Source organism: Blastocatellia bacterium (assembly GCA_035275065.1).
Classification (GTDB): Bacteria; Acidobacteriota; Blastocatellia; order UBA7656; family UBA7656; genus DATENM01.
This window is the reverse complement of the sequence record DATENM010000029.1, coordinates 24396-48407: the sequence shown is the minus strand read 5'-3', so window position 1 is coordinate 48407 and position 24012 is coordinate 24396. Positions and strand designations below refer to the sequence as shown.

Sequence of the window (24012 nt, the reverse complement as noted above, 5' to 3'; positions counted from 1 at the left end):
GGGCGCTCACCCCGTTGCAGTTTTAACGTACGGATTCTGGCAGCGGCGTTTTGGCGGCGACCCCGGCGTGATTGGCACGACGCTCGCGCTCAACGACAAGAGCTTCACCGTCGTCGGTGTGATGCCGCCGCGGTTCGTTCTCAACAGAGAAGTCATGCCGACGGTTGACGCCATTCAGCAGACAGACGTGCTGCTGCCTCTGCCGATGAGCGAGGCGGCGCGGACGGATCGCGGCCACGAAGACTACAACATTTTCGCGCGCCTGAAGCCGGGCGTGACGGTCGCGCAGGCGCAGGCCGAGATGGACGCTATCGCCGACCGCATGAAGCAGCAGTACCCCGCGAACTACCCGCCGACCGGCGGCCTCACGATCAGCGTCGTCCCCTTGCTCGAACAGGTCGTCGGCAAGATTCGGCTGGCGCTCTACGTCTTGCTGGGCGCGGTCGGCTTCGTGTTGTTGATCGCTTGCGCCAACGTCGCCAACCTGCTGCTGGCGCGCGCCGCTTCAAGGCAGAAAGAGATTGCCGTCCGCCTGGCGCTGGGCGCGAGCCGCAGCCGAATCATCCGCCAACTGCTCACAGAGAGTGTCGTGCTCGCGGTGGCGGGCGGCGCGGTCGCGTTGTTGCTGACGTCCTGGGCGCTGGCCGCGCTCTACCCGGTCGTGATGGCGCAGTTGCCGATCCCGCATCACCTGGCCGAATCATTCGCGCTCAATCTCGACCCTGACCTGCGCGTCTTCGGCTTCGCGCTGCTGGCCTCAGTCATCGCAGGCGTCGCGGCAGGGTTGGCGCCGGCATTACAGGCTTCGAGGCCGAATCTCAGCGCGGCGCTGAAGGACGAAGGCTCGACCTTCGGCGCGCATCTGCGCCAGTCGCGTTTGCGAAACGGGCTGGTCGTCGTGCAGCTCGCCGTCTGTTTGTCGCTGCTTGCCGGCACCGGCTTGCTCATCAGAAATCTGCAAAAGGTCGGAACCATAGACACGGGGCTTGAGACGGCGAACGTCTTCGCCGTCACCGCCAGCCTGCAATCGCCACAGCCCGACGCGCGCCGCGAAGCCGACCTTCGCCGTCTGCTCGCGACGCGATTGCGCAGCCTGCCCGGCGTCAACTCGCTCGCTGAGGTCGAACGCCAACCCTTGACCGGCATGCCGCCAAGCGTATCGGTCATGCTTCCCGGCCAGACGCCATCTGCCGACTCGCCGTTGCGCGCCCGGTTCAACATCGTTTCGCCCGGCTACTTCGAAACGGTCGGGCTGCGTCTGAGGCGAGGCCGCAGCTTCAGCGAACAAGAAGCGCAGGCCGGCGCGGCGGTCTGTGTCATCACCGAAGCGACGGCGCAGCGCTTCTGGCCGAACACTGAGGCCATCGGTCAGCGCATCGGCCTGAACCTCCCGGCCTTGAACGCAACGGAACAGCAGTTTGAAGTGATCGGCGTGACCTGCGACACGCGCAGCGGCTGGGTGTGGCAGAAGGATGAAGCATTCGTGTATGTGCCGCTGAGCGCGGCGCTCGGCGAGAGCGGGCGCGCCGGGCAGACGCTGCTGGTGCGCGCCGCAAACGATCCGCAAGGCGTAATGCAAGCCGTGCGCGCCGAGGCCGAAGCGCTTGATCCGAACTTGCGCGTCCGTTTGCGGCGCGTCGCCGATTCGCTGACTTTTCAGATGGCGCCGTTCCGCGCCCTGGCCTTGCTGGCGGGCGTGGTCGGCTTGCTGGCGCTGTTGCTGGCTGCCGTAGGGCTGTACGGCGTGATGTCGTTCATCGTCAATCAGCGGACGCGCGAGATCGGCATCCGTGTGGCGCTGGGCGCGCCGCCGGCGATGGTCGTCAGGATGTTTATGTTTCAAGGTCTGCGGCTGGCCGCTGCGGGGGCGGCGCTCGGCGTTGTGGGCGGCCTCGGCATTTCGCGCCTGCTGGCATCCGTGTTGATCGATGTCAGCCCGTTCGACCCGCTCGCTTTTATCGGCGTGTCGGGCTTTCTGATCGGCGTCGCGTTGCTGGCCGTGCTCATTCCTGCTCGCCGCGCCGCGCGCGTCGAGCCGATGATTGCGCTGCGCTACGAATAAGAGGATTCGATGAATACCTTGTTAAACGATCTGCGCTACGGCACACGAGTGCTGCGCAAGCGGCCAGGCTTCGCGGCGGTGGTCATCATGACATTGGCGTTAGGCATCGGTGCTAACACGGCGATCTTTTCCGTCATCAACGCCGTGCTGCTGCGGTCGTTGCCGTACCCGCAACCCGAGCGGCTGGTCGTGCTGTTCGAGACCTCTAAAGAAGTGCCGACGATGGCCGTCCCCTTTCCCGACTACCTCGACTGGCGGGCGCGGCAGACGGTCTTCGAAGATGTCGCGGCGCGCATGCCTGTGGGCGGCATCTTGACCGGCGAGGGCGAGCCCGAACGCCTCGTCGGGCGGATGGTGACGGCGAGCTTCTTTTCGACGCTCGGCGTCCGCCCGCGCCTCGGGCGCTTCTTCAACGAAGCCGAAGACCAGCCCGGCGGCGAGCGCGTCATCGTCATCGGCTACGACCTGTGGCAGCGACGCTTCGGCGGCGATGAGAATGTCATCGGCCACGCGCTGCGCTACAACAACGAGAGCTGGACGGTCATCGGCGTGATGCCCGCGAACTTTGATTTCTACGGCACGGCGAATCCGAACAACGACTTCTGCATGCCAATCGGGCAGATGGCTGCGGTCGAGTATATGCGCGACCGCACCTCGCACACGGTGACGGCCATCGGGCGACTGCGCTCAGGCGTCCGTCTAGAGCAAGCCGACGCCGAGATGCAAACCATCGCCGCGCAGCTCGGCGAAGCTCACCCCGAATCGAACGCCGGCACAGGCGTCGGCCTGCGCTCATTCCTTGATGATTATGTCGGCGATGTGCGGCCCGCGCTGCTCATCATCATGGCCGCCGTCGCCCTGGTGCTGCTGATCGCCTGCGTCAATGTCGCCAACCTCTTGCTGGCGCGCGCCGCCTCGCGTCGAAAGGAGATCACCGTCCGTTTGGCGCTGGGCGCTTCGCGCTGGCGCATCATCCGCCAGTTGCTCACCGAAAGCCTCGTGCTCGCCTTGATAGGCGGCGCGCTCGGCGTGCTGCTGGCCGGTTGGGGCATTGACCTCTTGTTGAAGTTTCACCCCGACGCCCTGCCGCGACTCGAACAGGTGAGCATTGATCCGCGCGTCCTCGGCTTCACCTTGTTTGTGACTTTGATTACGGGAGTAATCTTCGGCCTCGCGCCGGCCTTGCAGGCGACCCGGATCGACCTGCACGACGCGCTCAAAGAAGGCGGGCGCACGGCATCTTTCGGCGCGGGCGGCAAGCGGCTGCGTGCGGCGCTCGTCGTCACAGAGATCGCCCTGGCGCTCGTCCTGCTCGTCAGCGCTGCCCTGTTGCTGGTCAGCTTCAAGCGACTGATGCAAGTAGACCCCGGCTTTGACCCGAAGAACGTGCTGACGATCAGACTGCGGCTGCCCGACGCGAAGTACCCCGAGGCGGCGCAGACGAACGGCTTTCTCAGAGAGGTGATGAGCCGCGTCTCGGCGCTGCCCGGCGTCGCGCGCGTCTGCGTCACGACCGGCTTCCCGCTGGGGCCGCAGAGCGAGTATGTCTATTGGGTCGAAGGGCAACCCGAGCCGCCGCGGCAGCAGGACTGGCCGGCGGCCATCATGCAATCGGCGAGCGAAGGCTATCACGATGCGCTGGGCATCGGGCTGCTCGCCGGGCGCATGCTCACCGAGCGCGACGGCGCTTCGTCACCGCTGGTCGTGCTGGTGGACGAAGCCTTTGTCGCCAGACATTTTCCGAACGGGGATTTCAGCAGCGCACTCGGCCATCGGTTGCGCTTCGGCGGCGAGCCGGGGCGGTGGTACGAGATCGTCGGCGTCGTGCGCCACGTCCGCGCCGAGACGCTTGAAGAAGAAGGCCGCGCCAGCGTCTACAGGCCCTGGCAGCAGATCTCGCCGAAATGGCTGGCCAATCGCAGCCGCGCGATGGATTTAGTAATCAAGACTACCGTTCCGCCGGAGGGCCTGGTGGCGGCGATTCGGCAGGAGGTGCAGGCCGTTGACCGCGACCAGCCGCTGGCTAACGTGCGGACGCTCGGGTTGCTCTACGACGAGCAACTGGCGCCGCACCGCTTCAGCCTGGAGCTGCTCGGCTTGTTTGCGGGCGTGGCGATGCTGCTGGCGATGATCGGCATCTATGGCGTGATGAGCTATGCGGTGACGCAGCGGACGCGCGAGATCGGCATCCGCATGGCGTTAGGCGCGGCGCGGCGCGACATCTTCAAGCAGGTGGTCGGCCAGGCGCTGCTGCTGACGGCGGGCGGAGTCGTCACCGGCTTGCTGGCCGCCGCCGTGTTGACGCGCTTGATGGCCAGCTTGCTTTTTAGCGTCAAGGCGATTCACTGGCCGACGTTCCTGCTGACCGCGCTGCTGCTCACTGTCGTCGCGCTGCTGGCCAGCTACCTGCCGGCGCGCCGCGCCACCCGCGTAGACCCGATGGTGGCGCTGCGCTACGAATAGAAGTCAGGAGTCAGGAGTCAGGAGTCAGAATGAATAAGGAAGCGCTGCGCGCGGACTTCCTCTTTTATTCTGTCTTCTGACTCCTGACTCCTGACTCCCGACTTCCAGGAGGTTTTATGCTGCAAGACCTACGCTACAGCGTGCGCATGCTGATGAAGAGGCCGGGCTTTACGGCGATGGCGGTGCTGACGCTGGCCCTTGGGGTCGGCGCGACCACCGCCATTTTCAGTGTGGTCTATGCCACGCTGTTCGAATCCCTGCCCTATCCGAAACCTGAGCAACTGGTGATGGTCTGGTCGCAGGTCAACCAGGGACGCAACTCCGTCTCAGCAGGCGATTACCTGGAGTGGAAGCGACGCAGCACGTCTTTTCAGTACCTGGAAGCCTGGAGCGGCGCCACCTTCAATGTCGCGACGGCCGAACGCCCCGAGCAAATCCAGGCGGCGCTGATGACGCCGGGGTTCTTTCGCATGACCGGGACGCCGATGTGGCTGGGGCGCGATTTCTTGCCGGAAGAAGGCGAGGCCGGCAAAGACCACGTCGTCATTATGACGCACCGCATGTGGAGCCAGTACTTTGGCGCTGACCAGGGGATCATCGGCCAACAGATTCGCATGAATGGTGAGCCTTACACGGTCATTGGCGTCGCGCCGCCCGGCATGCGGGATCGGCAGCCGTCGCAGTTCATGCTGCCGCTGGCCTTCAGACCTGAGCAGATCAACCACCAGGCCCACTCGCTCCTGGTGATGGGCCGCTTGAAAGAAGGCGTCTCCCTTCAACAAGCCAACGCCGAGATGCAGGCGATCAGCCGACAACTCGCCGAAGAGCTGCCGCAGACGAACGCCAATTGGGCGGCCAGCGTCGAGCCTCTGCAAAACAATTTCATACCGGAGAAGACGATCAAGAACCTCTGGCTGCTGCTGGGCGCGGTCGCATTCCTGCTGTTGATCGGCTGCGTCAACATCGCCAACCTGCTGCTGGCACGCGGCACGACGCGCCAGCGCGAGGTGGCGATCCGCGCCGCCCTCGGCGCGACGCGCGCCCGGATATTCGGTCAGTTCCTCACCGAAAGCCTGGTGTTGGCGATCATCGGCGGCGCGCTCGGCGTCTACCTCGGCGGGGTAATCATTAACGGGATTGTCGCCATCATGCCGCCGCAGATGCTGCCTTCTGAGGCCGATGTCCGTGTCAGCGTCCCTGTATTGCTGTTCACGCTCTTTGCCAGTCTGTTCGCCGGTTTGCTATCGGGCTGCGCGCCGGCCTGGCAGGCGAGCCGCCTCGACCTCAACGAAGTAATCAAGCAGGGCGGGCGCACGGGGGCGGGCGTCGCGGGGCGCGGCGTGCGGCGCGTACTGGTCGTCGTCGAATTCGCCCTGGCGCTCACCTTGCTTGCCGGCGGCGGCCTGGCGCTGCGCAGCTTCTGGAATCTGACGCGCCTTGATCTCGGCGTCCGCACCGACCACGTCCTCACTTTCTTTCTGCCTGTGCCGCAGGGCCGCTTCCGGCAAGCCGAGCGCATCAGCCCGTATTACCGGCAACTGCTCGAAAAGATCGAGTCGGTTCCCGGCGTCGAGACGGCGACGGTGATGACCGGCGCGCCTTTGCGCGGCACGGGAATCAACAGAGTCTTTCGCATTGCCGGCGCCCCGCCCATTGATCCGGGCGCGCGGCAGAGCGTCGGGCTTCAGATGGTCACGTCCGGATACTTCGAAACCTTCGGCATCGGCCTCGTCAAAGGGCGGCACTTCACTGAAGAGGACACCGCCGCCAGCCAACGCGTGGCGATGGTGAATGAAACCTTCGCCAATCGATATCTTCCGGATGCCGACCCGCTGACGCAGCGCATCGTACTGAGCCAGACGATACCGGGCAATCCGCAAGGCGGCTCGGAAGGCGAATGGCAGATTGTCGGCGTCTTCCATGACACGCGCGGTGGCGAAGGGCTTCGCGGCGACGACGCCCCGGTGATTTATGTGCCGTTCTGGCAAAGCCCCTGGCTGCGGGCTTCCATCGCGGTGCGGACGGCAGGCGACCCGGAGCGCATCACGAGTAGCCTTGCCGCGGCGATCCAATCGGTCGATCCCGACCTGCCGCTGGCCGGCGTCAAGACCCTGAATCAACTGTTGAGTGAATCGCTGGCGTTCGACCGCTTCGCTATGGTGCTGTATGGCAGCTTCGCGGCGCTGGCTTTACTGCTTGCCGCCATCGGCATCTATGGCGTGATGGCTTTCGCCGTCGCCCAGCGCACACATGAATTTGGCATCCGCATGGCGTTGGGCGCTGGCGGCAGGCAGATTTTGCTCCTGGTTTTGCGAGAGGGCGTGGCCCTGGCGCTGCTCGGACTCGGCCTCGGGCTGGGAGGCGCTTATCTGGTGGGCCGCGCCATGCAATCGACGTTGTATGGCGTGATGGCTTTGGACATCGTGGCGTTCAGCGCGGTCGCAGCCGTATTGCTGGCTAGCGCCGCGCTGGCTTGCTATTTCCCCGCACGGCGCGCCAGCCGCGTTGACCCGATGGTCGCCTTGCGCGACGAATAGGAGGAGAAAGGATGACGCGAGAGACGATCAATCACGGCGCGAAAAAGGTGATCCTTCTATCAGCACTCTTTTTAGTAATGATCGCCTGGGACAGACCACGTACGACAACCAGCGCCAGCGCGCTGCCCAACTTTTCTTCGGCTGAGGCCGCCGCAACACAAACGGCAAAACAGGAAGAGACCGTTGAGCAGAAGCGCAAGAACATTCAGGTACTCAAAGGCTTGCCGGAGTCGCAACTCTTTTTGGTGATGAACTTCATCGCCGATGCGCTCGGCGTCCACTGCGACTATTGTCATGTGAACAAAGGGACGGACCCGAAGACCGGTAACGACATCTGGGTATGGGAAAGCGACGACAAGCAGAAAAAGATCGTTGCGCGCCAGATGATGAGGATGGTGCTCGACATCAATAAGGCCAACTTCGGCGGCAGCCAGGCAGTGACCTGCTACAGTTGCCACCGCGGGGGAACCAGCGTGGCTCGCGAGGTGCCGCTGCCGCCGCGCGATTACGCGGTGGCAAAGCCGGACGAAAAGGAGGCCGCACTGCCGACCGCCGGGCAAATCTTGAATAAGTACGTCGCAGCGGTAGGGGGCGAGAATGCCTGGGCGAGGTTTAAGACCATCGTCATGAAGGGCACGCTCGAAAGGCCGCGGGGACGCAACGCCGACCGCTCCCTGAATATCGGTCAAGATGCTGTCGAGATAACCATGAAGGGGCCTGACAAGTATCTGGCCAAGCTCACAACCCCTCAGGGCATCGCCATACAGTGCATTAACGGAACGGTCGCCTGGGTCAGCAACAATAATGGGGCGCAGCAGTTGAGCGCAGAGGACCTGGAGCGGTCGAAACGGATTTTGGCGCGCTACAGCATCATCAAGGTTACCGAAGCGCCTGAGCGGATGAGCGTCACCGGGACGGAAATCATCGGCGGCCGTGAGGCTTATGTGGTCGCGACCCGGATAGATGCCAATCGGGCCAACAAATACTTCTTCGACAAGCAGACGGGCTTGCTCCTACGCCAGATCGCCACGACGGAAACGCTGCTGGCGCCGCTGCTTGAGCAAGTCGATTTCGAGGACTACAGGGACGTGAATGGTGCCAAGCTGCCATTCATAGTTCGCACCGCGAACGTCGCCGTGTTCGATACCACAAGGCGGAGGTTTACGGAAATCAAGCTGAACACAACCGTTGAAGACGCCATCTTCAACATGCCCGCCGCGCCAAAGTGAGGTCGGCCATTTTTCTGCCTCTTTTCGCTTGCCGCCTGCGTACTGATTCACTGGAGGTGCATCATGCAAACCCTTTGGCAAGACGTGCGCTATAGTTTGCGAACGCTGCTCAAGCAGCCCGGCTTCACCTTTGTCGCCGTTATCACCCTGGCCCTTGGCATCGGCGCCAACACCGCCATCTTCAGCCTAGTCAACACCGTCCTGCTGCGGCCCTTCCCGGTCGCGCGCCCCGGCGAGCTGTACGCGCTGTCGGCCCTCGGCAAGAACGATTCGATCATGGCTTTCTCGTACCCCCAATATGTTGACTTCCGCGAACGCAACGAGGTGTTCACCGGGCTGTTCGCGACGCGCATCGCGCCGATGAGCCTGAGCCGCGACGGCAACAACGAGCGCGTCTGGGGCTACCTGACATCGGGCAATTACTTCGAGGTGCTCGGCGTCAACGCCGCATTGGGGCGCACATTCACCCCTGATGATGACCGCACGCCGCTCGCCTCGCCGGTGGCGGTCGTGAGCTATGGCTGCTGGCAGCGGCACTTCGGCGGCGACCCGAACGCGGTCGGGCGTGACGTGCTCATCAACGGGCGGCCATTCAAAATCATCGGCGTGATGCCCGAAGGCTTCACCGGCACAGAGATGATCTACACGCCGGAAATCTGGGCGCCGATGATGATGCAGGAGTGGGTCGAGCCGGGCAACCCCTGGCTCAAGAATCGCGACACACACAACATCTTTGCCACGGGCCGACTCAAGCCCGGCGTCACGCTGCGGCAGGCCGAAGACTCACTCAACATCCTGGCCGCGCAGCTAGGCCGCGAATACCCCGACAGCGACGAAGGCGTGACGATCCAGTTGATGCCGCCGGGCTTCATCCTCCCGACCATCCGCGGCGCGTTCGTCAGTTTCACGACGATTCTTATGGCGACCGTGGCGCTGGTGCTGGCCGTCGCCTGCGCCAACCTCGCCGGCCTGTTGCTGGCGCGCGCCAGTGCGCGGCGGCGCGAGATCGCTATTCGACTGGCGATGGGCGCGAGCCGCTGGCGTTTGATCCGCCAGTTGTTGACCGAAAGCGCGCTGCTTGCGTTGATGGGCGGCGTGCTCGGTCTGGTGCTGGCCGTGTGGATCATCAACCTGGTGATCGCCTTCAAGCCGCCGCTCGACGCGCCGATCAACATCGGGCTCTACGTTGACTGGCGCGTGCTCGCTTTTTCGCTGCTGGTCTCTTTGATGACTGGCATCGTCTTCGGCCTGGTGCCGGCGTTGCAAGCGACGAACCCTGATCTGGTGCAGGCGCTCAAGGAAGCGACGTTACAGACCGGCGCGCGGCGTTCGCGCCTGCGCTCGGCGCTGGTCGTCGTGCAGATCGCGCTGTCGCTGGTGCTGCTGATCGCCGCAGGGCTGGTGCTGCGCTCGCTCGGCCATGTGCAGACGATGAATCCCGGCTTTGAAGTAGCCAACGGGCTGAAGATGTCGTTCGACATCGGCCTGCAAGGTTACGACAAGGCGCGCGGCCAGCAGTTTTACAAGCAGTTGATCGAGCGCGTCGAGGGCGTGCCCGGCGTGCGCTCGGCGTCGCTCACCGCCCTCTTCCCCTTGAGCGTAGACTATTCGGCCAACGCCATCTTCATCGAAGGCCAGCCGCCGGTGCGCGGCGCCGAAGTGCCGAACGCCATGGTCGCGTCGGTCGCGCCGAAGTACTGCGAGACCATGGGCATCCCCGTTTTGGCGGGCCGCGATTTCAACGACGGCGACACCGATAAGACGACGAAGGTCGCGGTCGTCAACGAAGCCTTCGCGCACCGCTTCTTTCCCGAAGCCCATTCGCTTGACGAAGTGATCGGCAAGCGCTTCAGCTTCATGAGCCTACAGGGGCCGTTCATTCAGATCGCCGGCATCACGCGCGACGGCAAGTATTGGAGCATCGGCGAAGCGCCGCAGCCATTCGTCTACTCGCCCCTGTCGCAGTTTTACACCTCCTCGGTCACGCTCGTGGTGCGCACGACGAGCGACCCGCAGGCGCTCGCCAACGCGGTTCGCGGCAAGATCAGCGAGATGGATGCGACGCTGCCGGTTTATGACGTCAAGACATTTGCCGAGCACCTCAGCTTCTCGCTCTTCCCCGTGCGCATCGTGGCCATCCTGCTGGCGAGCTTCGGCGGGCTGGCGCTCCTGCTTGCGGGCGTCGGCATCTACGGCGTCACGGCTTACTCAGTCAGCCAGCGGACGCGCGAGATCGGCATCCGCATGGCGCTCGGCGCGACGCGCGGCAACATTCTCAGGTTGATGCTGGGTCATGGGCTGAGACTGGCGGCCATCGGTTTAAGCATCGGGCTGGCGGCGGCCTTCATGCTGACGCGGCTGATGGCAGCGGTGCTGTATGGCATCAGCGCGACCGACGCCATCACCTTCGTCGCCATCTCCCTGCTGCTGGCCGGAGTGGCTCTGGGAGCCTGTTTCGTGCCGGCCCACCGCGCCACTCGCGTAGACCCGATGGTCGCCTTGCGCTACGAGTGAGCGACGCGGGACGCGGCGACGCGGCGAGAAGAAAAAGACGCGGGGACGCGGAGACCGAGGCGACGCGGCGAGGGAAAGAGACAGAGGCTGACAGATTGTCTTTCTTTCACCGCGTCCCCGCGTCACCGCGTCCCCGCGTCACTCTTCCCGCGTCGCCGTTTCTCCACGTCATTCCTGCTTTCCGCCTTTGGGATTGGCATTCCCAGAAGTGAACAGGAATCAGGGCATAGGAGGCAGAAACTAAGAGGCGTTTAGCCCCTATTTCGCGCCACCCGCCGCTTTCTTTATCGCCGCGCGCATCGGCCAAGCTCTCTAAATCCCAGAGTTAATCACCCAATTACGCGATTGCCTTCTGACTCCTGACTCCTGACTCCTGACTCCGACCAGCATGGCACGCGGCTTGGCTTAGGAGGATCGATCTTTATCTTTGTCAGTAGATCAATCGAGGGGGTGCGGAGATGCTCATGCAGGATTTGCGGTACGGCTTGCGAATGCTGTTAAAGCGGCCCGGTTTCAGTCTGGTGGCCGTGCTGACGTTGGCGCTCGGCATTGGCGCCAACACAACGATCTTCAGTTTCGTCAACGCCATTCTGCTGCGCCCGCTGCCCTACAAAAACGCCGAGCGGCTGGTGGTGCCGGTTTCGGTCAATCCGGCGCGCGGCTATGACAACTCTTCGGTCACTTACGCCGATTACCTGGACTGGAAGAATGAAGGCATCTTCGAGCAGGTCGCCGCGCTTAGCCTGCTGAGCGCCGCCGATCTGGCGAGCGGCGACGCCGAGCCTGAACGTGTGCAGGTGGCAGCGGTCACGCCGGAATACTTCGCCGTCATGGGCAGCGAAGCGAAGATCGGGCGAACCTTTGGCGATGGCGATTACAACTCGCCCGGCCCGGCGTCTGCCGTGATTATCACCTATGGCCTGTGGCAGCGGCGCTTCGGCGGTGACGCCGACATCATCAATCAGAAGATCTATCTCAATGGCCGCCCCTATCCGGTCGTCGGCGTGATGCCGCCGGATTCGACCTGGCCCGAAGACCGCGACGTGATCGTGCCGCTAGCGATTCCGAATCCCGGCCCCGACGAACTGCGGCGCGACAACATGATCTATTCTGCCATCGCGCGCCTGAAGGCAGACGTGCCGCCGGCGCAGGTCAACGCGGCGATGGCTGGCATCGCCGCGCGGCTTGAACAAGAGTATCCCGAATCGCGGCAGGGCTGGAGCAACCGCACCGTCAGCCTGCGCGATTATGTCGTCGGCAACCAACTGCGTAGCTCGCTGCTCATCCTGCTGGCGGTGGTCGCCTGCGTGTTGCTGATCGCCTGCGTCAACGTCGCTAACCTCATGCTGGTGCGCGCGGCGGCGCGCGAGCGCGAGATGGCCATCCGGCTGGCGCTCGGAGCGGGGCGCGGGCGATTGATCCGGCAACTGCTGACCGAGAGCCTGATGCTGGCCGTCGCCGGCGGCGGCGCAGGGCTGCTGCTGGCCATCTGGGGCGTGGACCTGTTGAAGTCGGTCGCGCCCTACGGCACGCCGCGACTGGCGCAAGTTCATGTTGATGTTAGCGTACTATGGTTCACGGTCGCCGCGTCGCTGGGCACGGCACTCATCTGCGGATTGATCCCGGCGCTGCAATCTTCGCGCGCAGACCTACAGCAGGCGCTCAAGGAATCGTCGCGCAGCGCCACGGGCGGCACGCGCAGCCGCTTTGTGCGCAACGCGCTGGTCGTTTCAGAGATCGCCCTGTCGCTGGTTTTGCTGATCGGCGCCGGCCTGGCGATCCGCAGCTTTATGCGCGTTCAACAGGTTGATCCGGGATTAAAGACTGAGCGCTTGCTCACAATGGAACTGAATGTGCCGAGCGTGCGCTATCCCGACCGCCCGCGGGTTGCCGCTTTTTACAGAGACTTGCTCGCGAGCGTCCAGGCGACGCCGGGCGTCGAATCCGTAGCCGCCACCTCGGCCCTGCCGCTGGGCGGCGGTGGTTTTTACCTGGGGCGCTCGTTCCTCGTCGAAGGTCAGCCGGAGCCGCCGGCGAGCGCCGATTATGCCGCGCAATGGAATGTCATCACGCCCGGCTACTTCAAGACCACCGGCATGCGGCTGATCGCCGGGCGCGACTTTGACGAGCACGACGGGCTCAACACCACCCCGGTCATCATCATCAACCAGACGCTGGCGCGGGACATCTTCGGCGATGCGAGCGCCCTCGGCAAGCGCATACGCTCGTGGCGCGACGAGAACCAGTTGCGCGAGATCGTCGGCGTCGTCGAAGACGTACGCTACTATGGCCGCGACGATAAATTGCGCGGTCTGGTCTACGTGCCGCACACGCAGAACGCCTGGCGCACGATGACGCTGACGGTGCGCACGCAGGCTGACCCGGCGGGCGTCGTCAGCGCCATCCGCGGCCAGATCGCCGCGGTCGATAGCGGCCTGGCGGTTGCCAATCTCGAAACCATGACGACGATACTCAATCGCTCGGTCGCGCCGCGCCGCGCCAGTATGTTATTGCTGGCGGCCTTCGGCAGCATCGCGGCGTTGCTGGCGGTGATCGGCATCTACGGCGTGCTTTCCTACACGGTGGCGCAGCGGGCGCAAGAGATCGGCGTGCGCATCGCGCTGGGGGCGCGCTCAAGCGATGTGCTGCGGCTGGTGATCGGCCAGGGCATGAAACTGACGCTCATCGGCGTCGGCATCGGACTCGGCGCGGCCTTCGCGCTGACGCGGTTGATGGCCAGTCTGCTCTATGGCACCAGCACCACCGACCCGCTGACTTTCAGCGCGATTGCGATCCTGCTAACCCTGGTCGCGCTGCTGGCCTGCTACGTCCCGGCGCGGCGAGCAACGAAAGTAGACCCGCTGGTGGCTTTGCGATACGAATGATGGGTGATAGGTGTCGGGTGTCGGGTGACAGGTTACGGATAACGCGGCGCTCTTCTTCCTAACACCCAACACCTATCACCTGACACCCTCACTGGAGGCAGTGAATGGAGACGCTAACGAAAGACCTGCGCTATGCGGTGCGGATGCTGCTCAAAGGGCGAATGGTTACGGTCATTGCGCTACTGGCGTTGACGCTCGGCATCGGCGCTAACACGGCCATCTTCAGCGTCATTAATGCAGTGCTGATCAAGCCGCTGCCCTACCCACAGCCGGAACAACTGGTGCGCGTTTACGAAAAGTCGCCACAGTTCGAGCAGATGTCGGTTTCTTATCTGAACTTCCTCGACTGGCAGCGCGAGTCGAGAGCCTTTGAGCACATGGCGGTCTTTCGCCACCAGCCCTTCAACATCACGGGCGGTGCCGAACCCGAGCGCGTCACCGGCAGGTTGATCTCCGCAGACTTTCTCGCAACCCTCGGTGTGCGCCCGGCGCTGGGGCGCGACCTGCGCGCCGAAGACGACCGGCGCGGCGCCGGGCCTGTCGTGATGCTCAGCCACGGCTTCTGGCAGCGGCGCTTTGGCGGCGACGCTAACATCCTCGACAAGCCGCTGACGATCAACGGCAAAGAATACACGGTCATCGGCATCCTGCCGGCGAGCTTCAAGTTCTATTCGCCGGTCGATCTCTTTGTGCCCATCGGCGTACAGGATGACGTTTCGTTGCAGGTGCGCGACTTTCATCCCGGCCTGCGCGTCATCGCGCGACTGCGCCAGGGCGCGACCCTCGCGGAAGCCCGCGACGAGATGCAAGGCATCGCCGCGGCGCTCGAACAACAATATCCGGCATCGAACACCCATCAGGGCGTGGCGATGGTTACGATGCACGATGACCTCGTGCATGACATCAAGCCTGTGCTGCTGCTATTGCTCGGCGCAGTCGGGCTGGTGCTGTTGATCGCCTGCGCCAACGTCGCCAATCTGTTGCTGGCGCGCGCCGCCGCCCGCCAGAAAGAGATGGCCATACGCACGGCGTTGGGTGCGAGCCGCTGGCGCATCGTCCGCCAGTTGCTCACTGAAAGCGTCCTGCTGTCGGCGATTGGCGGCGGCCTCGGGCTGCTGGTGGCGATGTGGGGAACGGACGCGCTGATCGCGCTGATCCCCGACACCATCCCGCGCGCCGATGACATCGGCCTGGATGCCCGCGTGATGTTGTTTACATTGTTCATCTCGGCGCTGACCGGCTGCGTCTTCGGGTTGATCCCGGCGCTGCATGTCTCCAAGCCCAACTTGAACGAGACATTGAAAGAGGGCGGGCGCACGGCGGCGACCATGCGCCAGGGCGTGCGTAACGCGCTGGTCGTCGTCGAAGTCGGCTTCGCGCTGGTCTTGTTAATCGGCGCGGGGCTGTTGATCCGCAGCCTGATGGCTGTGCGCAACGTCGCCCCCGGCGTCAACCCGCGGAACGTCATCACCATGCAGATACCGCTGTCGTCGAACGTCTATGACGACGCGACGAAGGTGAGAAACTTCTTTGACCACATGCTCGAACGCTTGCAGGCGACGCCGGGCGTGCAAGCGGTCGCCATCACCGCCAACATGCCCTTCATCGGCGACGACAGCGAAGCGCCGTTCTGGGTCGGCAACGGTCCGCGCCCTGCGCCCGAAGCGATTCAATGGGCGCTGATGAACCCTGTGAGCGCCGGCTACGCTGAGGCGATGGGCATCCCGCTAAAGCGCGGCAGGTTCATCACCCGCCAGGACACCAAGGACACGCCGCACATCGCCGTCATTGATGAATACATGGCGCGCGACCTCTTCCCCGGCGAAGACCCGGTCGGTAAGCGCATGACCATTCCCGGCAACGACAAGATGGCCGACATCCCGTTTGAGATCGTCGGCGTCGTCGGCCACGTCAAGCATTTCGGGCTGGACGCGCAGAAAGAGATTCCCTTCCAGTTCTATATGCCTTACGTGCAGATACCCGATGACTTCATCACAGGCTTTCTCGGCATGGGCCTGGTCGCGCGCACGGCCGGCGACCCGATGGCGGCCGTCGGGCCGATGAAAGAAGCGATTCTCACCGTAGATAAAGATCAACCGGTTACTGCCGTGCGCTCGATGGAGCAGGTGCTGGCCGACTCGTTGTCGCAGCGGCGCTTCACCATGCTGCTGCTTGGCCTGTTCGCCGCCCTGGCGCTGGTGCTGGCCTCCGTAGGCATCTACGGCGTGATGAGCTACACGGTGACGCAACGCACGCATGAGATCGGCGTTCGCATGGCACTCGGCGCGCGGCCTGCCGATGTGCTAGGGTTGGTGGTCGCTCAGGGCATGGCGATTGCGGGCGTCGGCGTCGGCATTGGGCTTGCGGCGGCGCTGGCGCTGACGCGCTTGATGTCGAGTTTCCTCTTTGGCGTCAGCGCGACTGACCCGCTAACTTTTATTGCTATCCCGCTCATTCTGGCGGGGGTGGCTCTGGGAGCCTGTTTCGTGCCAGCTCGCCGGGCAACGCGCGTAGACCCGATGGTCGCGCTGCGATACGAGTAAAGGTTAAGGTTGAGGAGATTCCTATGCAAACCCTGTTGCAAGACTTGCGCTACGGCGCGCGGATGTTGATGAAGAAACCCGGCTTCACCCTGATTGCCGTCATCACGCTGGCCCTGGGGATTGGCGCGACGACGGCCATCTTTTCGGTCGTCAATGGTGTCCTGCTGCGCCCGCTCGATTATCAAGACCCGCAGCAGATCGTCACGCTGTTGAGCAGAGGGCGGGGGCCGGTCTCGCCGGCGAACTTCCTCGACATGAAAGCAAACAGCCAGAGCTTCACGCAGATGGCGGCGGCGGAAGCCTGGGGCGGCACCCTTTCAAGCCAGGACCACCCCGAAGAGGTCGCCGGGTTGCGCATGGGCGATGGGCTTTTCGATCTGCTCGGCGTTCAGCCGATGTACGGGCGTACGCTCGAAGCCGATGACTTTCAACCGGGCCGCGACCATGTGCTGGTGCTGAGTCACAAGCTCTGGCAGCGGGCCTTCGGCGGCGACCCCGGCATCGTCGGGCAGACGCTCACACTGAGCGGCGAAAGTTACACTGTGGTTGGCGTGATGCCGCCACAGTTTCAATTCCCCCCTTTCTGGTCAACGCGCGCAGAGATGTGGGCGCCGCTCGACCTGCGCAACCGCGCCACCAATCGCGGCGGCAGCTCATTGCGCGTCTTTGGGCGTTTGAAGCCGGGCGTCAGCATGAGCCAGGCGCAAGCCGAGATTGCCGCGACCAGCGCGCAGCTCGCCCAGTCTTACCCGGAGGAGAATAGCGGCCTCGACATCCGCGTTGACCCATTAAACGAGAAAGTCGTCGGCAACGTGCGCCCGGCGCTGTTGATCCTGTCCGGGGCGGTCGGGTTCGTCCTGCTGATCGCCTGCGCCAATGTGGCTTGCCTGTTACTCGCGCGGTCAGCGGCGCGACAGAAAGAGATCGCCGTGCGCGTCGCGATGGGCGCGAGCCGCCAGCGCATCCTCCGCCAGTTGTTGACCGAAAGCCTGTTGCTCTCGCTGTGCGGCGCGGCGGTCGGTCTTCTACTCGCCGTCTGGGGCGTGGACTTGCTCAAAGCCCTGCTGGCGGGCAACAGCACCAGCTTCAGCGTCCGCCTGCCGCGTCTGAGCGAGATCAAGATCGACGCCGTGGTCTTCGGCTTCACACTCTTAGTTACAGTGTTGACCGGCATGCTCTTTGGCCTGGCCCCGGCGCTCGGCGCATCGAAGCCGAATTTGAACGAGACGCTCAAAGAGGGCGGGCGCAGCACGACCACCGGGCGTCGGCGCTTGCGCGAAACGCTGGTCGTCGCCGAGCTGGCGCTGGCGCTGGTGATGCTCGTAGGCGCCGGTCTGCTGATGAACAGCTTTTTGAAGCTACAGGCGGTCGATCCGGGGCTCAATCCGCGCAACCTGCTGACGATGACCGTTTCGCTTGCGGGCGCGCCCCGGTACGCCGGCCCGGCGCGCGAAGCCTTTTACCGCAGCTTGACCGAACAGCTCACGGCATTGCCGGGCGTCGAATCGGCGAGCGCCATCAATCACCTGCCGCTGGCCGGCGATGTCTGGAGCAGGGCGCTGAGCATCGAAGGCCGCCCGTTGCCGCCACCGGGACAACGCGACGCCACCATCTGGCGCGTCAGCCGCCCGGATTACTTTCGCGCGATGGGCATTCCTCTGCGCGCCGGGCGCGAGTTCAACGAACGCGACAGCGCCGACGCGCCCGCCGTCGCCATCATCAATGAAGCGGTGGCGCGCCGTTACTGGCCGACCGAAGACGCCATCGGCAAGCGCATCACGCTGGATGATCCGGGCACGCCGTCGCCGCGATGGCTCACCGTCATCGGCGTCGCCAGGGATGTCAAGCAGGAGAGCTGGACGAGCGAGCCACAAAACGAAGTCTATACGGCCTTCCAACAGACCCCGGCTTTCTTCGCGAACACGGCCCGGCAGTACACTTCAATGACCATCGTCGTCCGCACGACGGGCGAGCCTGCCAGCCTGGCGGCGGCGATGCAGGATAAGGTCAGGACGATGGACGCCAGCCTGCCGGTCTCGAACGTCGTGAGCATGGAGCAGGTGATAGCCGACACACTCTGGCAGCCGCGTTTCAATTTGCAATTGATCGGAGTCTTTGCGGGCGTGGCGCTGTTGCTGGCCGCCATCGGCCTGTATGGCGTGATGGCGTACTCGGTCGCGCAGCGCACACAGGAAATCGGCTTGCGCATGGCGCTGGGCGCGCAGGGGCGCGACGTTCTCAAGATGGTCGTGGGTCAGGGCATGAGGCTGGCGCTGTTGGGCGTGACGCTGGGACTGATCGCCTCGGCAGCGCTAACCCGCGTGATGACCGGCTTGCTGTTCGGGGTCAGCGCTACCGACCCGACGACATTTGCCGGCGTCGCCTTGATCCTCGCCTTAGTGGCTCTGGGAGCCTGTTTCGTGCCGGCCCGCCGCGCCACTCGCGTAGACCCGATGATCGCGCTGCGCTACGAATAGAAGTCAGGAGTCAGAAGTCAGGAGTCAGAATGAATAAGGAAGGGGAGTCTAAAAGATAGAATAGAAGCGGCGGCGGACAAGCGTACTGGCTGCCGCCGACTTCCTTGTTCATTCTGTCTTCTGACTCCTGACTCCTGACTCCCGGAGGTTTGCTGATGGATACACTGTGGCAAGACATACGCTATGGCATTCGGACGTTGATGAAGAATCCCGGCTTCACGGCCATCGCCGTGCTGACGCTGGCGCTCGGGCTGGGAGCCAACACGGCGATCTTCTCGCTGACCGATCAGATTCTCTTGCGCCGGTTGCCGGTTGAACGGCCCGAAGAGCTGGTGGTGCTGCGCTCACCCGGCTCGAAATCGGGGCACGTATGGAGCGACGGCGACGGCTCAGCTTCGTTCTCTTATCCGCAATACAAAGCGTTGCGCGATAAGAACAACGTTTTCGCAGGGCTGCTGGCGCGCTTTGCCGTGCCGCTCAGCGTCGCCGGCGACGGGCAGACCGAGCGCGCCAACGGCGAGCTGGTGACGGGTAATTATTTCGCCGTGCTCGGCGTGCGCCCGGCGCTTGGTCGTCTCTTGACGGACGATGACGACCGCGCGCCCGGCGCTGGCCCCGTCGCCGTCCTCAGTTACGGCTACTGGACGCGACGCTTTGGCGCTAGCCCCGACGTGCTGAACAAGACGCTGACGATCAACGGCGCGGTGATGACCGTTGTAGGCGTCGCACAGTCAGGCTTCAATGGCGTGCAGGTGGGACAACTCCCCGATGTCTTCATCCCCATGACGATGAAGGCGCAGATGACGCCGGGGTGGGACGCGCTGAACGATCCTAAGGATTACTGGCTGGCTATTCTCGGCAGGTTGCAGCCCGGTCTATCGGGCGCGCAGGCCGCAGCCGCCGTCGCTCCCATCTACCGGCAGATTCTCGAAGAGGAGCTGCCCTTGCAGGGCAAGATGTCGGCAGAACAGCAGCAGCGCTTTCTGGATAAGCCGCTGGTGTTGGACGCCGGAGCGCGCGGCAGGCCGATTCTTCAGCACGGCACCACAGAGCCTTTGAGCGTGTTGATGGGCATGGTTGGGCTGGTGCTGCTGATTGCCTGCGCCAATGTCGCCAATCTGCTGATGGCGCGCGGCGCGGCGCGGCAGCGCGAGATTGCCATTCGCATGGCGGTCGGCGCGGGGCGCTTTCGCCTGGTGCGGCAATTTCTGGTCGAGAGCCTGCTGCTCTCTTTTATTGGCGGCGGCGTCGGCCTACTGGTCGCCGCCTGGACGATCAGCGGTCTGATCGCCGCCCTCCCGCAGGGCTTCGGTGCGGAGGGACTGTCATCGCAACTCGATCCCCGATTGCTGGCTTTCAACTTCGCGCTGGCGCTGCTTACGGGCATCATCTTCGGCCTGATGCCGGCGTTCAAGGCAACGCGCCTGAACCTGGAAGGCACATTGCGCGAGCAAGGGTCGAGCGTGTCGGGCAGCCTCGGACAGGTGCGCTTCCGCAAAGGGCTGGTGGTTTCGCAGATCGTTCTGACGACCGTGCTGCTGGTCGGTGCCGGCCTGTTCGCGCGCAGCCTGAGTAACCTGAGCCGCCTCGATCTCGGCCTGCGCGCCGACCAGTTGATCGAGTTTTCAATCGAGCCGCAACTGAATGGCTACTCGCCGCAGCAAACCATCACCTTCTTCGACCAGTTGCATCAACGGCTGGCGGCGCTGCCGGGGGTCGAGTCGGTGAGCGCAGCCGAGATTCCCGTCTTCGCCGACAGCAGCGCCGGCTCGAACGTCACCGTCGAAGGCTATCAGGGGCAGGACGCCGAAAACTTGCACGTCGACCACAATTCGATTGGCCCGAACTACTTCTCGACGATGGGCATCCCGCTGATTAAGGGGCGCGAGATCAGTCAGGCCGACACCGCCAACAGCCCGAAGGTGGCGGTCATCAATGAGAGCTTCGTGCGCAAATACTTCGGCGAACACGAAGCGGTCGGCGCGCACTTCGCTTTCGGCTCCGGCAACAAAGTGATACCCGACATCGAGATCGTCGGCGTCGTCAAAAACAGCAAATCCTCCAGTGTCCGCGAAGAAGAGAAACCATTCGTCTATCTTCCCTATACCCAGAGGAAGCCGTTCGGCAGTTACACCTTTTACGTCCGCACCCGACAGGATGTCGGCACCGTGGCGACAACCTTGCGCGGCGAAGTCGAGCGCCTGGACGCGAACCTGCCGATCTTCGGTCTGATGACCGTCAGCCGGCAGATTGACGAATCGTTATTCATTGACCGCTTCCTGACCATGCTGTCGCTGGGCTTTGCGCTGCTGGCGGCGCTGCTGGCGATGGTCGGGCTGTATGGCGTGATGGCTTATACGGTGACGCGGCGAACCCGCGAGATCGGCATTCGCATGGCATTGGGCGCGACGCGCGGCAATGTCTCGTGGTTGATCTTGCGCGAGGTCGTGATCCTGGCAGCCATCGGGTTGATTGCCGGCTTGCCCGCCGCTTACGCGCTGGGCCGATTGACGGAATCGCTGTTGTTCAGCGTCAAGGCGAGCGATCCCATCGTCTTTATCAGCGCCGGGCTGTTGTTGAGCGCGGCAACGCTCGTAGGCGGCTACCTGCCGGCCCGCAAAGCCGCCGGCATCGATCCGCTGAAGGCATTGCGATATGAGTAGGCAGGAAGCAGGAGGCAGGAGGCAGGAAGCCGTCAACGAAGGACAGCTAATCAACATCTTCCATCAGCCGTATGGCCGGCTATTGCACGCTTCCTGACTGCCTCCTGCCTCCTGCCTCCTGCTTCCTGATTTACGGAGGTGAGCAATGAGCACACTGCTGCAAGACCTGCGCTACGGGGCGCGCATGCTGGCGAAGAAGCCGGGATTCACGGCGGTTGCCATCATCACCCTGGCGCTCGGCGTCGGCGTCAACACGGCCATGTTCAGCGTCGTCAATTCGCTGCTCCTACAGCCGCTGCCGTTCAAGCAGCCCGAACAGCTCGTCCGCGTCACCTCTGACTTCACCAAACGCAACGCCAAAGATGTCGGCGTCACCATCCCCGAGCTATTCGACTACCGCGACCGCGCCGGCATCTTCCAGGACGTTTCAGGCATATACCCGATCAACGTCAACCTGACAGAGGTCGACGAGCCGGAGCGCATCGAAGCCCTGCTGGTCAGCCCGAATTATTTTTCGATTCTCGGCGCGGACGCCGCCCTCGGACGCACCTTTCAGCCCGACGATTATCAACCGGGCATCACCGAGATCGTCGTCATCAGCGACGGCTTGTGGAAGCGGCGCTTCGGCGGCGATACAAACATCCTCGGCAAGAAACTCCGACTCGATAACGACCTCTTCACCATCGTCGGCGTGATGCCGCAGGGCTTTCATCATCCGGGCCGCGGCATTCAGGGCGAAGCCGAGATATGGGCGCCGACTGGTTATGCGGCCACGCCATTTCAGCCGCCGGCGCGTGGTTTCTATATCCTGAGCGGCGTTCTCGGACGATTGAAGCCCGGCGTTTCGCTCGAAGCCGCGCAGGCCCGCATCAACGTGGTCGCCGAAGATTTGCGGAGCGAATTCCCAAACGACTTCCCCGAAAATCGCGGCTGGGCGCCGCGCCTCATCCCCTTGCAAGATGATCTGGTCGGCAACGTGCGCCCGGCGCTGTTGATCTTGCTTGCGGCGGTGGCGTTTGTCTTGTTGATCGCCTGCGCCAACGTCGCCAACCTCTTGCTGGCGCGCGCCTCTGTGCGCCAGCGCGAATTCGCCATCCGCGCCGCGCTCGGCGCAAGCCGCTTGCGCTTGCTCCGTCAACTGCTGACCGAGAGCGCGCTGCTGTCGCTGAGCGGCGGTTTGCTCGGCCTCTTGCTGACGCTCTGGAGCATTGATGGGCTGGTGCTGCTGTTGCCATCGAGCCTGCCGCCGACGACGCACATCGGCGTTGACGGGCGCGTGCTGCTGTTCACGCTGCTGGTGTCGCTGGTGACCGGGTTCGTCTTCGGCGTCGCGCCGGCCTTTCAAGCGACCGCGACCAAGACCGCTATGCTGAAAGACGCGACGCGCGGCTCGACGGCGGGACAGCGGGCCAACCGTTTACGCAGCCTGCTGGTCGTCTCGGAGTTCGCGCTCGCCCTGGTGCTGCTGATCGGCGCGGGACTGTTGCTGCGCAGCTTCTGGCGACTGCAATCGGTCGCTCCCGGCTTCAATCCTTCGGGTGTGCTGACGGCGCGTTTCTGGATGCCGCAGCCGAACGACCCGCCGACCGGCCCCTACTTCAAGCATCAACAGCGGCTGCCGTTTTATCGTCAGGTCATGCAGCGCATCGCGGCGCTGCCGGGTGTCGAAGAAGCCGGGTGGGTCAACCGCCTGCCGCTCGGCGGGCAGAATGCCAATCAGAGTTTCTTGATCGAAGGCCGCCCGCTTGAAACCGCCGACGTATCGGCCAGCGACCCGTTTACGGCGAGCCCCGGTTACTTCGGGGCGATGCAGATTCCACTGGTGCGCGGTCGCTACTTCGACGACCACGATGACGAGAAGTCGCCGGGCGTGCTACTGATCAGCGAAAGCTTCGCCAACCGCTTCTTCCCTGACGAAGACCCTGTAGGCCGTCGCATACGTCCGGGCAATCGCAACTCGACCGCGCCGTGGCTCACCATCGTCGGCGTCGTTCGCGATGTCAAGACGACTGCCTTAGACGCCGACAACGCGCCGCAGATGTACCGCTGCATGTGGCAGGCGTCGGGGCTGCAATTCGCGCTTGTCGTGCGCGGCAACTTCGACGCGGCGACGATGGGGCGGGCAATCAGCAATGAGGTGCGCGCCGTTGATCCGAACATGCCGATCTATGGCGTCAAGCCGATGACTGAAGTGATGGCGGCGACCTTCGCGCAGCGCCGCTTTGCGATGCTGTTGTTGGGAATGTTTGCGGCGGTGGCGCTGTTGTTGTCCGCGGTCGGCATCTACGCGGTGATGGCTTACGTCGTGCAGCAGCGCACCAACGAAGTCGGCATACGCATGGCGCTGGGGGCGCGGCCCGGCGACGTGCTGCGCCTGATCGTCGGCCAGGGCTTGCGGCTCGTCCTCTGGGGCGTGGCCGTGGGACTGGCGGCGGCTTTTGCGTTGACGCGCCTGACCGCCAGCCTGCTCTTTAACACGAGCGCCAGCGACCCGCTGACTTTCACAGGCATCTCGCTGCTGCTCATTTTGATTGCGCTGCTGGCCATCTGCATTCCGGCCCGCCGCGCCACTCGCGTCGATCCGATGATCGCTCTACGCTACGAATAGAAGTCAGGAGTCAGAAGTCAGGAGTCAGAAT

Annotated in this window: 10 protein-coding genes; all 10 read left to right on the top strand. The window is 63.8% G+C overall.

Annotated elements, in window-relative coordinates:
* On the top strand, positions 1-2062 hold a 2062-nt coding region (locus VJ464_05765; GenBank protein ID HKQ04617.1), incomplete at its 5' end, for an ABC transporter permease.
* 9 nt (positions 2063-2071) lie between these two features.
* Positions 2072-4525 carry an ABC transporter permease gene (locus VJ464_05760; protein HKQ04616.1) on the top strand — a complete coding sequence of 818 codons (2454 nt, stop codon included), beginning with the start codon at positions 2072-2074 and terminating at the stop codon, positions 4523-4525.
* Positions 4526-4641: 116 nt separating this feature from the next.
* Positions 4642-7062, top strand: a complete 2421-nt coding sequence (locus tag VJ464_05755; GenBank protein HKQ04615.1) for an ABC transporter permease — start codon at positions 4642-4644, stop codon at positions 7060-7062.
* Positions 7063-7073: 11 nt separating this feature from the next.
* Positions 7074-8291, top strand: a complete 1218-nt coding sequence (locus VJ464_05750) for a c-type cytochrome (protein ID HKQ04614.1) — start codon at positions 7074-7076, stop codon at positions 8289-8291.
* Positions 8292-8354: 63 nt separating this feature from the next.
* Entirely contained in the window at positions 8355-10805 is a 2451-nt protein-coding gene (locus VJ464_05745) for an ABC transporter permease (protein ID HKQ04613.1), read from the top strand.
* Between the two features lie 464 nt (positions 10806-11269).
* Positions 11270-13690 (top strand): ABC transporter permease, encoded by a 2421-nt coding sequence (locus VJ464_05740; GenBank protein ID HKQ04612.1) that lies wholly within the window; start codon positions 11270-11272, stop codon positions 13688-13690.
* 104 nt (positions 13691-13794) lie between these two features.
* Complete coding sequence (locus tag VJ464_05735) at positions 13795-16233, top strand: ABC transporter permease (protein ID HKQ04611.1); 2439 nt, start codon at positions 13795-13797, stop codon at positions 16231-16233.
* Positions 16234-16256: 23 nt separating this feature from the next.
* Positions 16257-18710: an ABC transporter permease gene (locus tag VJ464_05730; protein HKQ04610.1), complete on the top strand. Its 2454-nt coding sequence runs from the start codon at positions 16257-16259 to the stop codon at positions 18708-18710.
* A gap of 155 nt (positions 18711-18865) precedes the next feature.
* Positions 18866-21373 carry an ABC transporter permease gene (locus tag VJ464_05725; protein HKQ04609.1) on the top strand — a complete coding sequence of 836 codons (2508 nt, stop codon included), beginning with the start codon at positions 18866-18868 and terminating at the stop codon, positions 21371-21373.
* A 145-nt stretch (positions 21374-21518) separates the two neighbouring features.
* Entirely contained in the window at positions 21519-23981 is a 2463-nt protein-coding gene (locus tag VJ464_05720; protein ID HKQ04608.1) for an ABC transporter permease, read from the top strand.
* The last annotated feature ends 31 nt before the right edge of the window (positions 23982-24012 follow it).

Excerpts from the sequence above, each read along its gene's own strand:
- VJ464_05760 (HKQ04616.1), top strand. The coding sequence starts at position 2,072 with ATGAATACCTTGTTAAACGATCTGCGCTACGGCACACGAGTGCTGCGC.
- VJ464_05755 (HKQ04615.1), top strand. The coding sequence starts at position 4,642 with ATGCTGCAAGACCTACGCTACAGCGTGCGCATGCTGATGAAGAGGCCG.
- VJ464_05740 (HKQ04612.1), top strand. The coding sequence starts at position 11,270 with ATGCAGGATTTGCGGTACGGCTTGCGAATGCTGTTAAAGCGGCCCGGT.
- VJ464_05730 (HKQ04610.1), top strand. The coding sequence starts at position 16,257 with ATGCAAACCCTGTTGCAAGACTTGCGCTACGGCGCGCGGATGTTGATG.
- VJ464_05725 (HKQ04609.1), top strand. The coding sequence starts at position 18,866 with ATGGATACACTGTGGCAAGACATACGCTATGGCATTCGGACGTTGATG.
- VJ464_05745 (HKQ04613.1), top strand. The coding sequence starts at position 8,355 with ATGCAAACCCTTTGGCAAGACGTGCGCTATAGTTTGCGAACGCTGCTC.
- VJ464_05750 (HKQ04614.1), top strand. The coding sequence starts at position 7,074 with ATGACGCGAGAGACGATCAATCACGGCGCGAAAAAGGTGATCCTTCTA.
- VJ464_05720 (HKQ04608.1), top strand. The coding sequence starts at position 21,519 with ATGAGCACACTGCTGCAAGACCTGCGCTACGGGGCGCGCATGCTGGCG.
- VJ464_05735 (HKQ04611.1), top strand. The coding sequence starts at position 13,795 with ATGGAGACGCTAACGAAAGACCTGCGCTATGCGGTGCGGATGCTGCTC.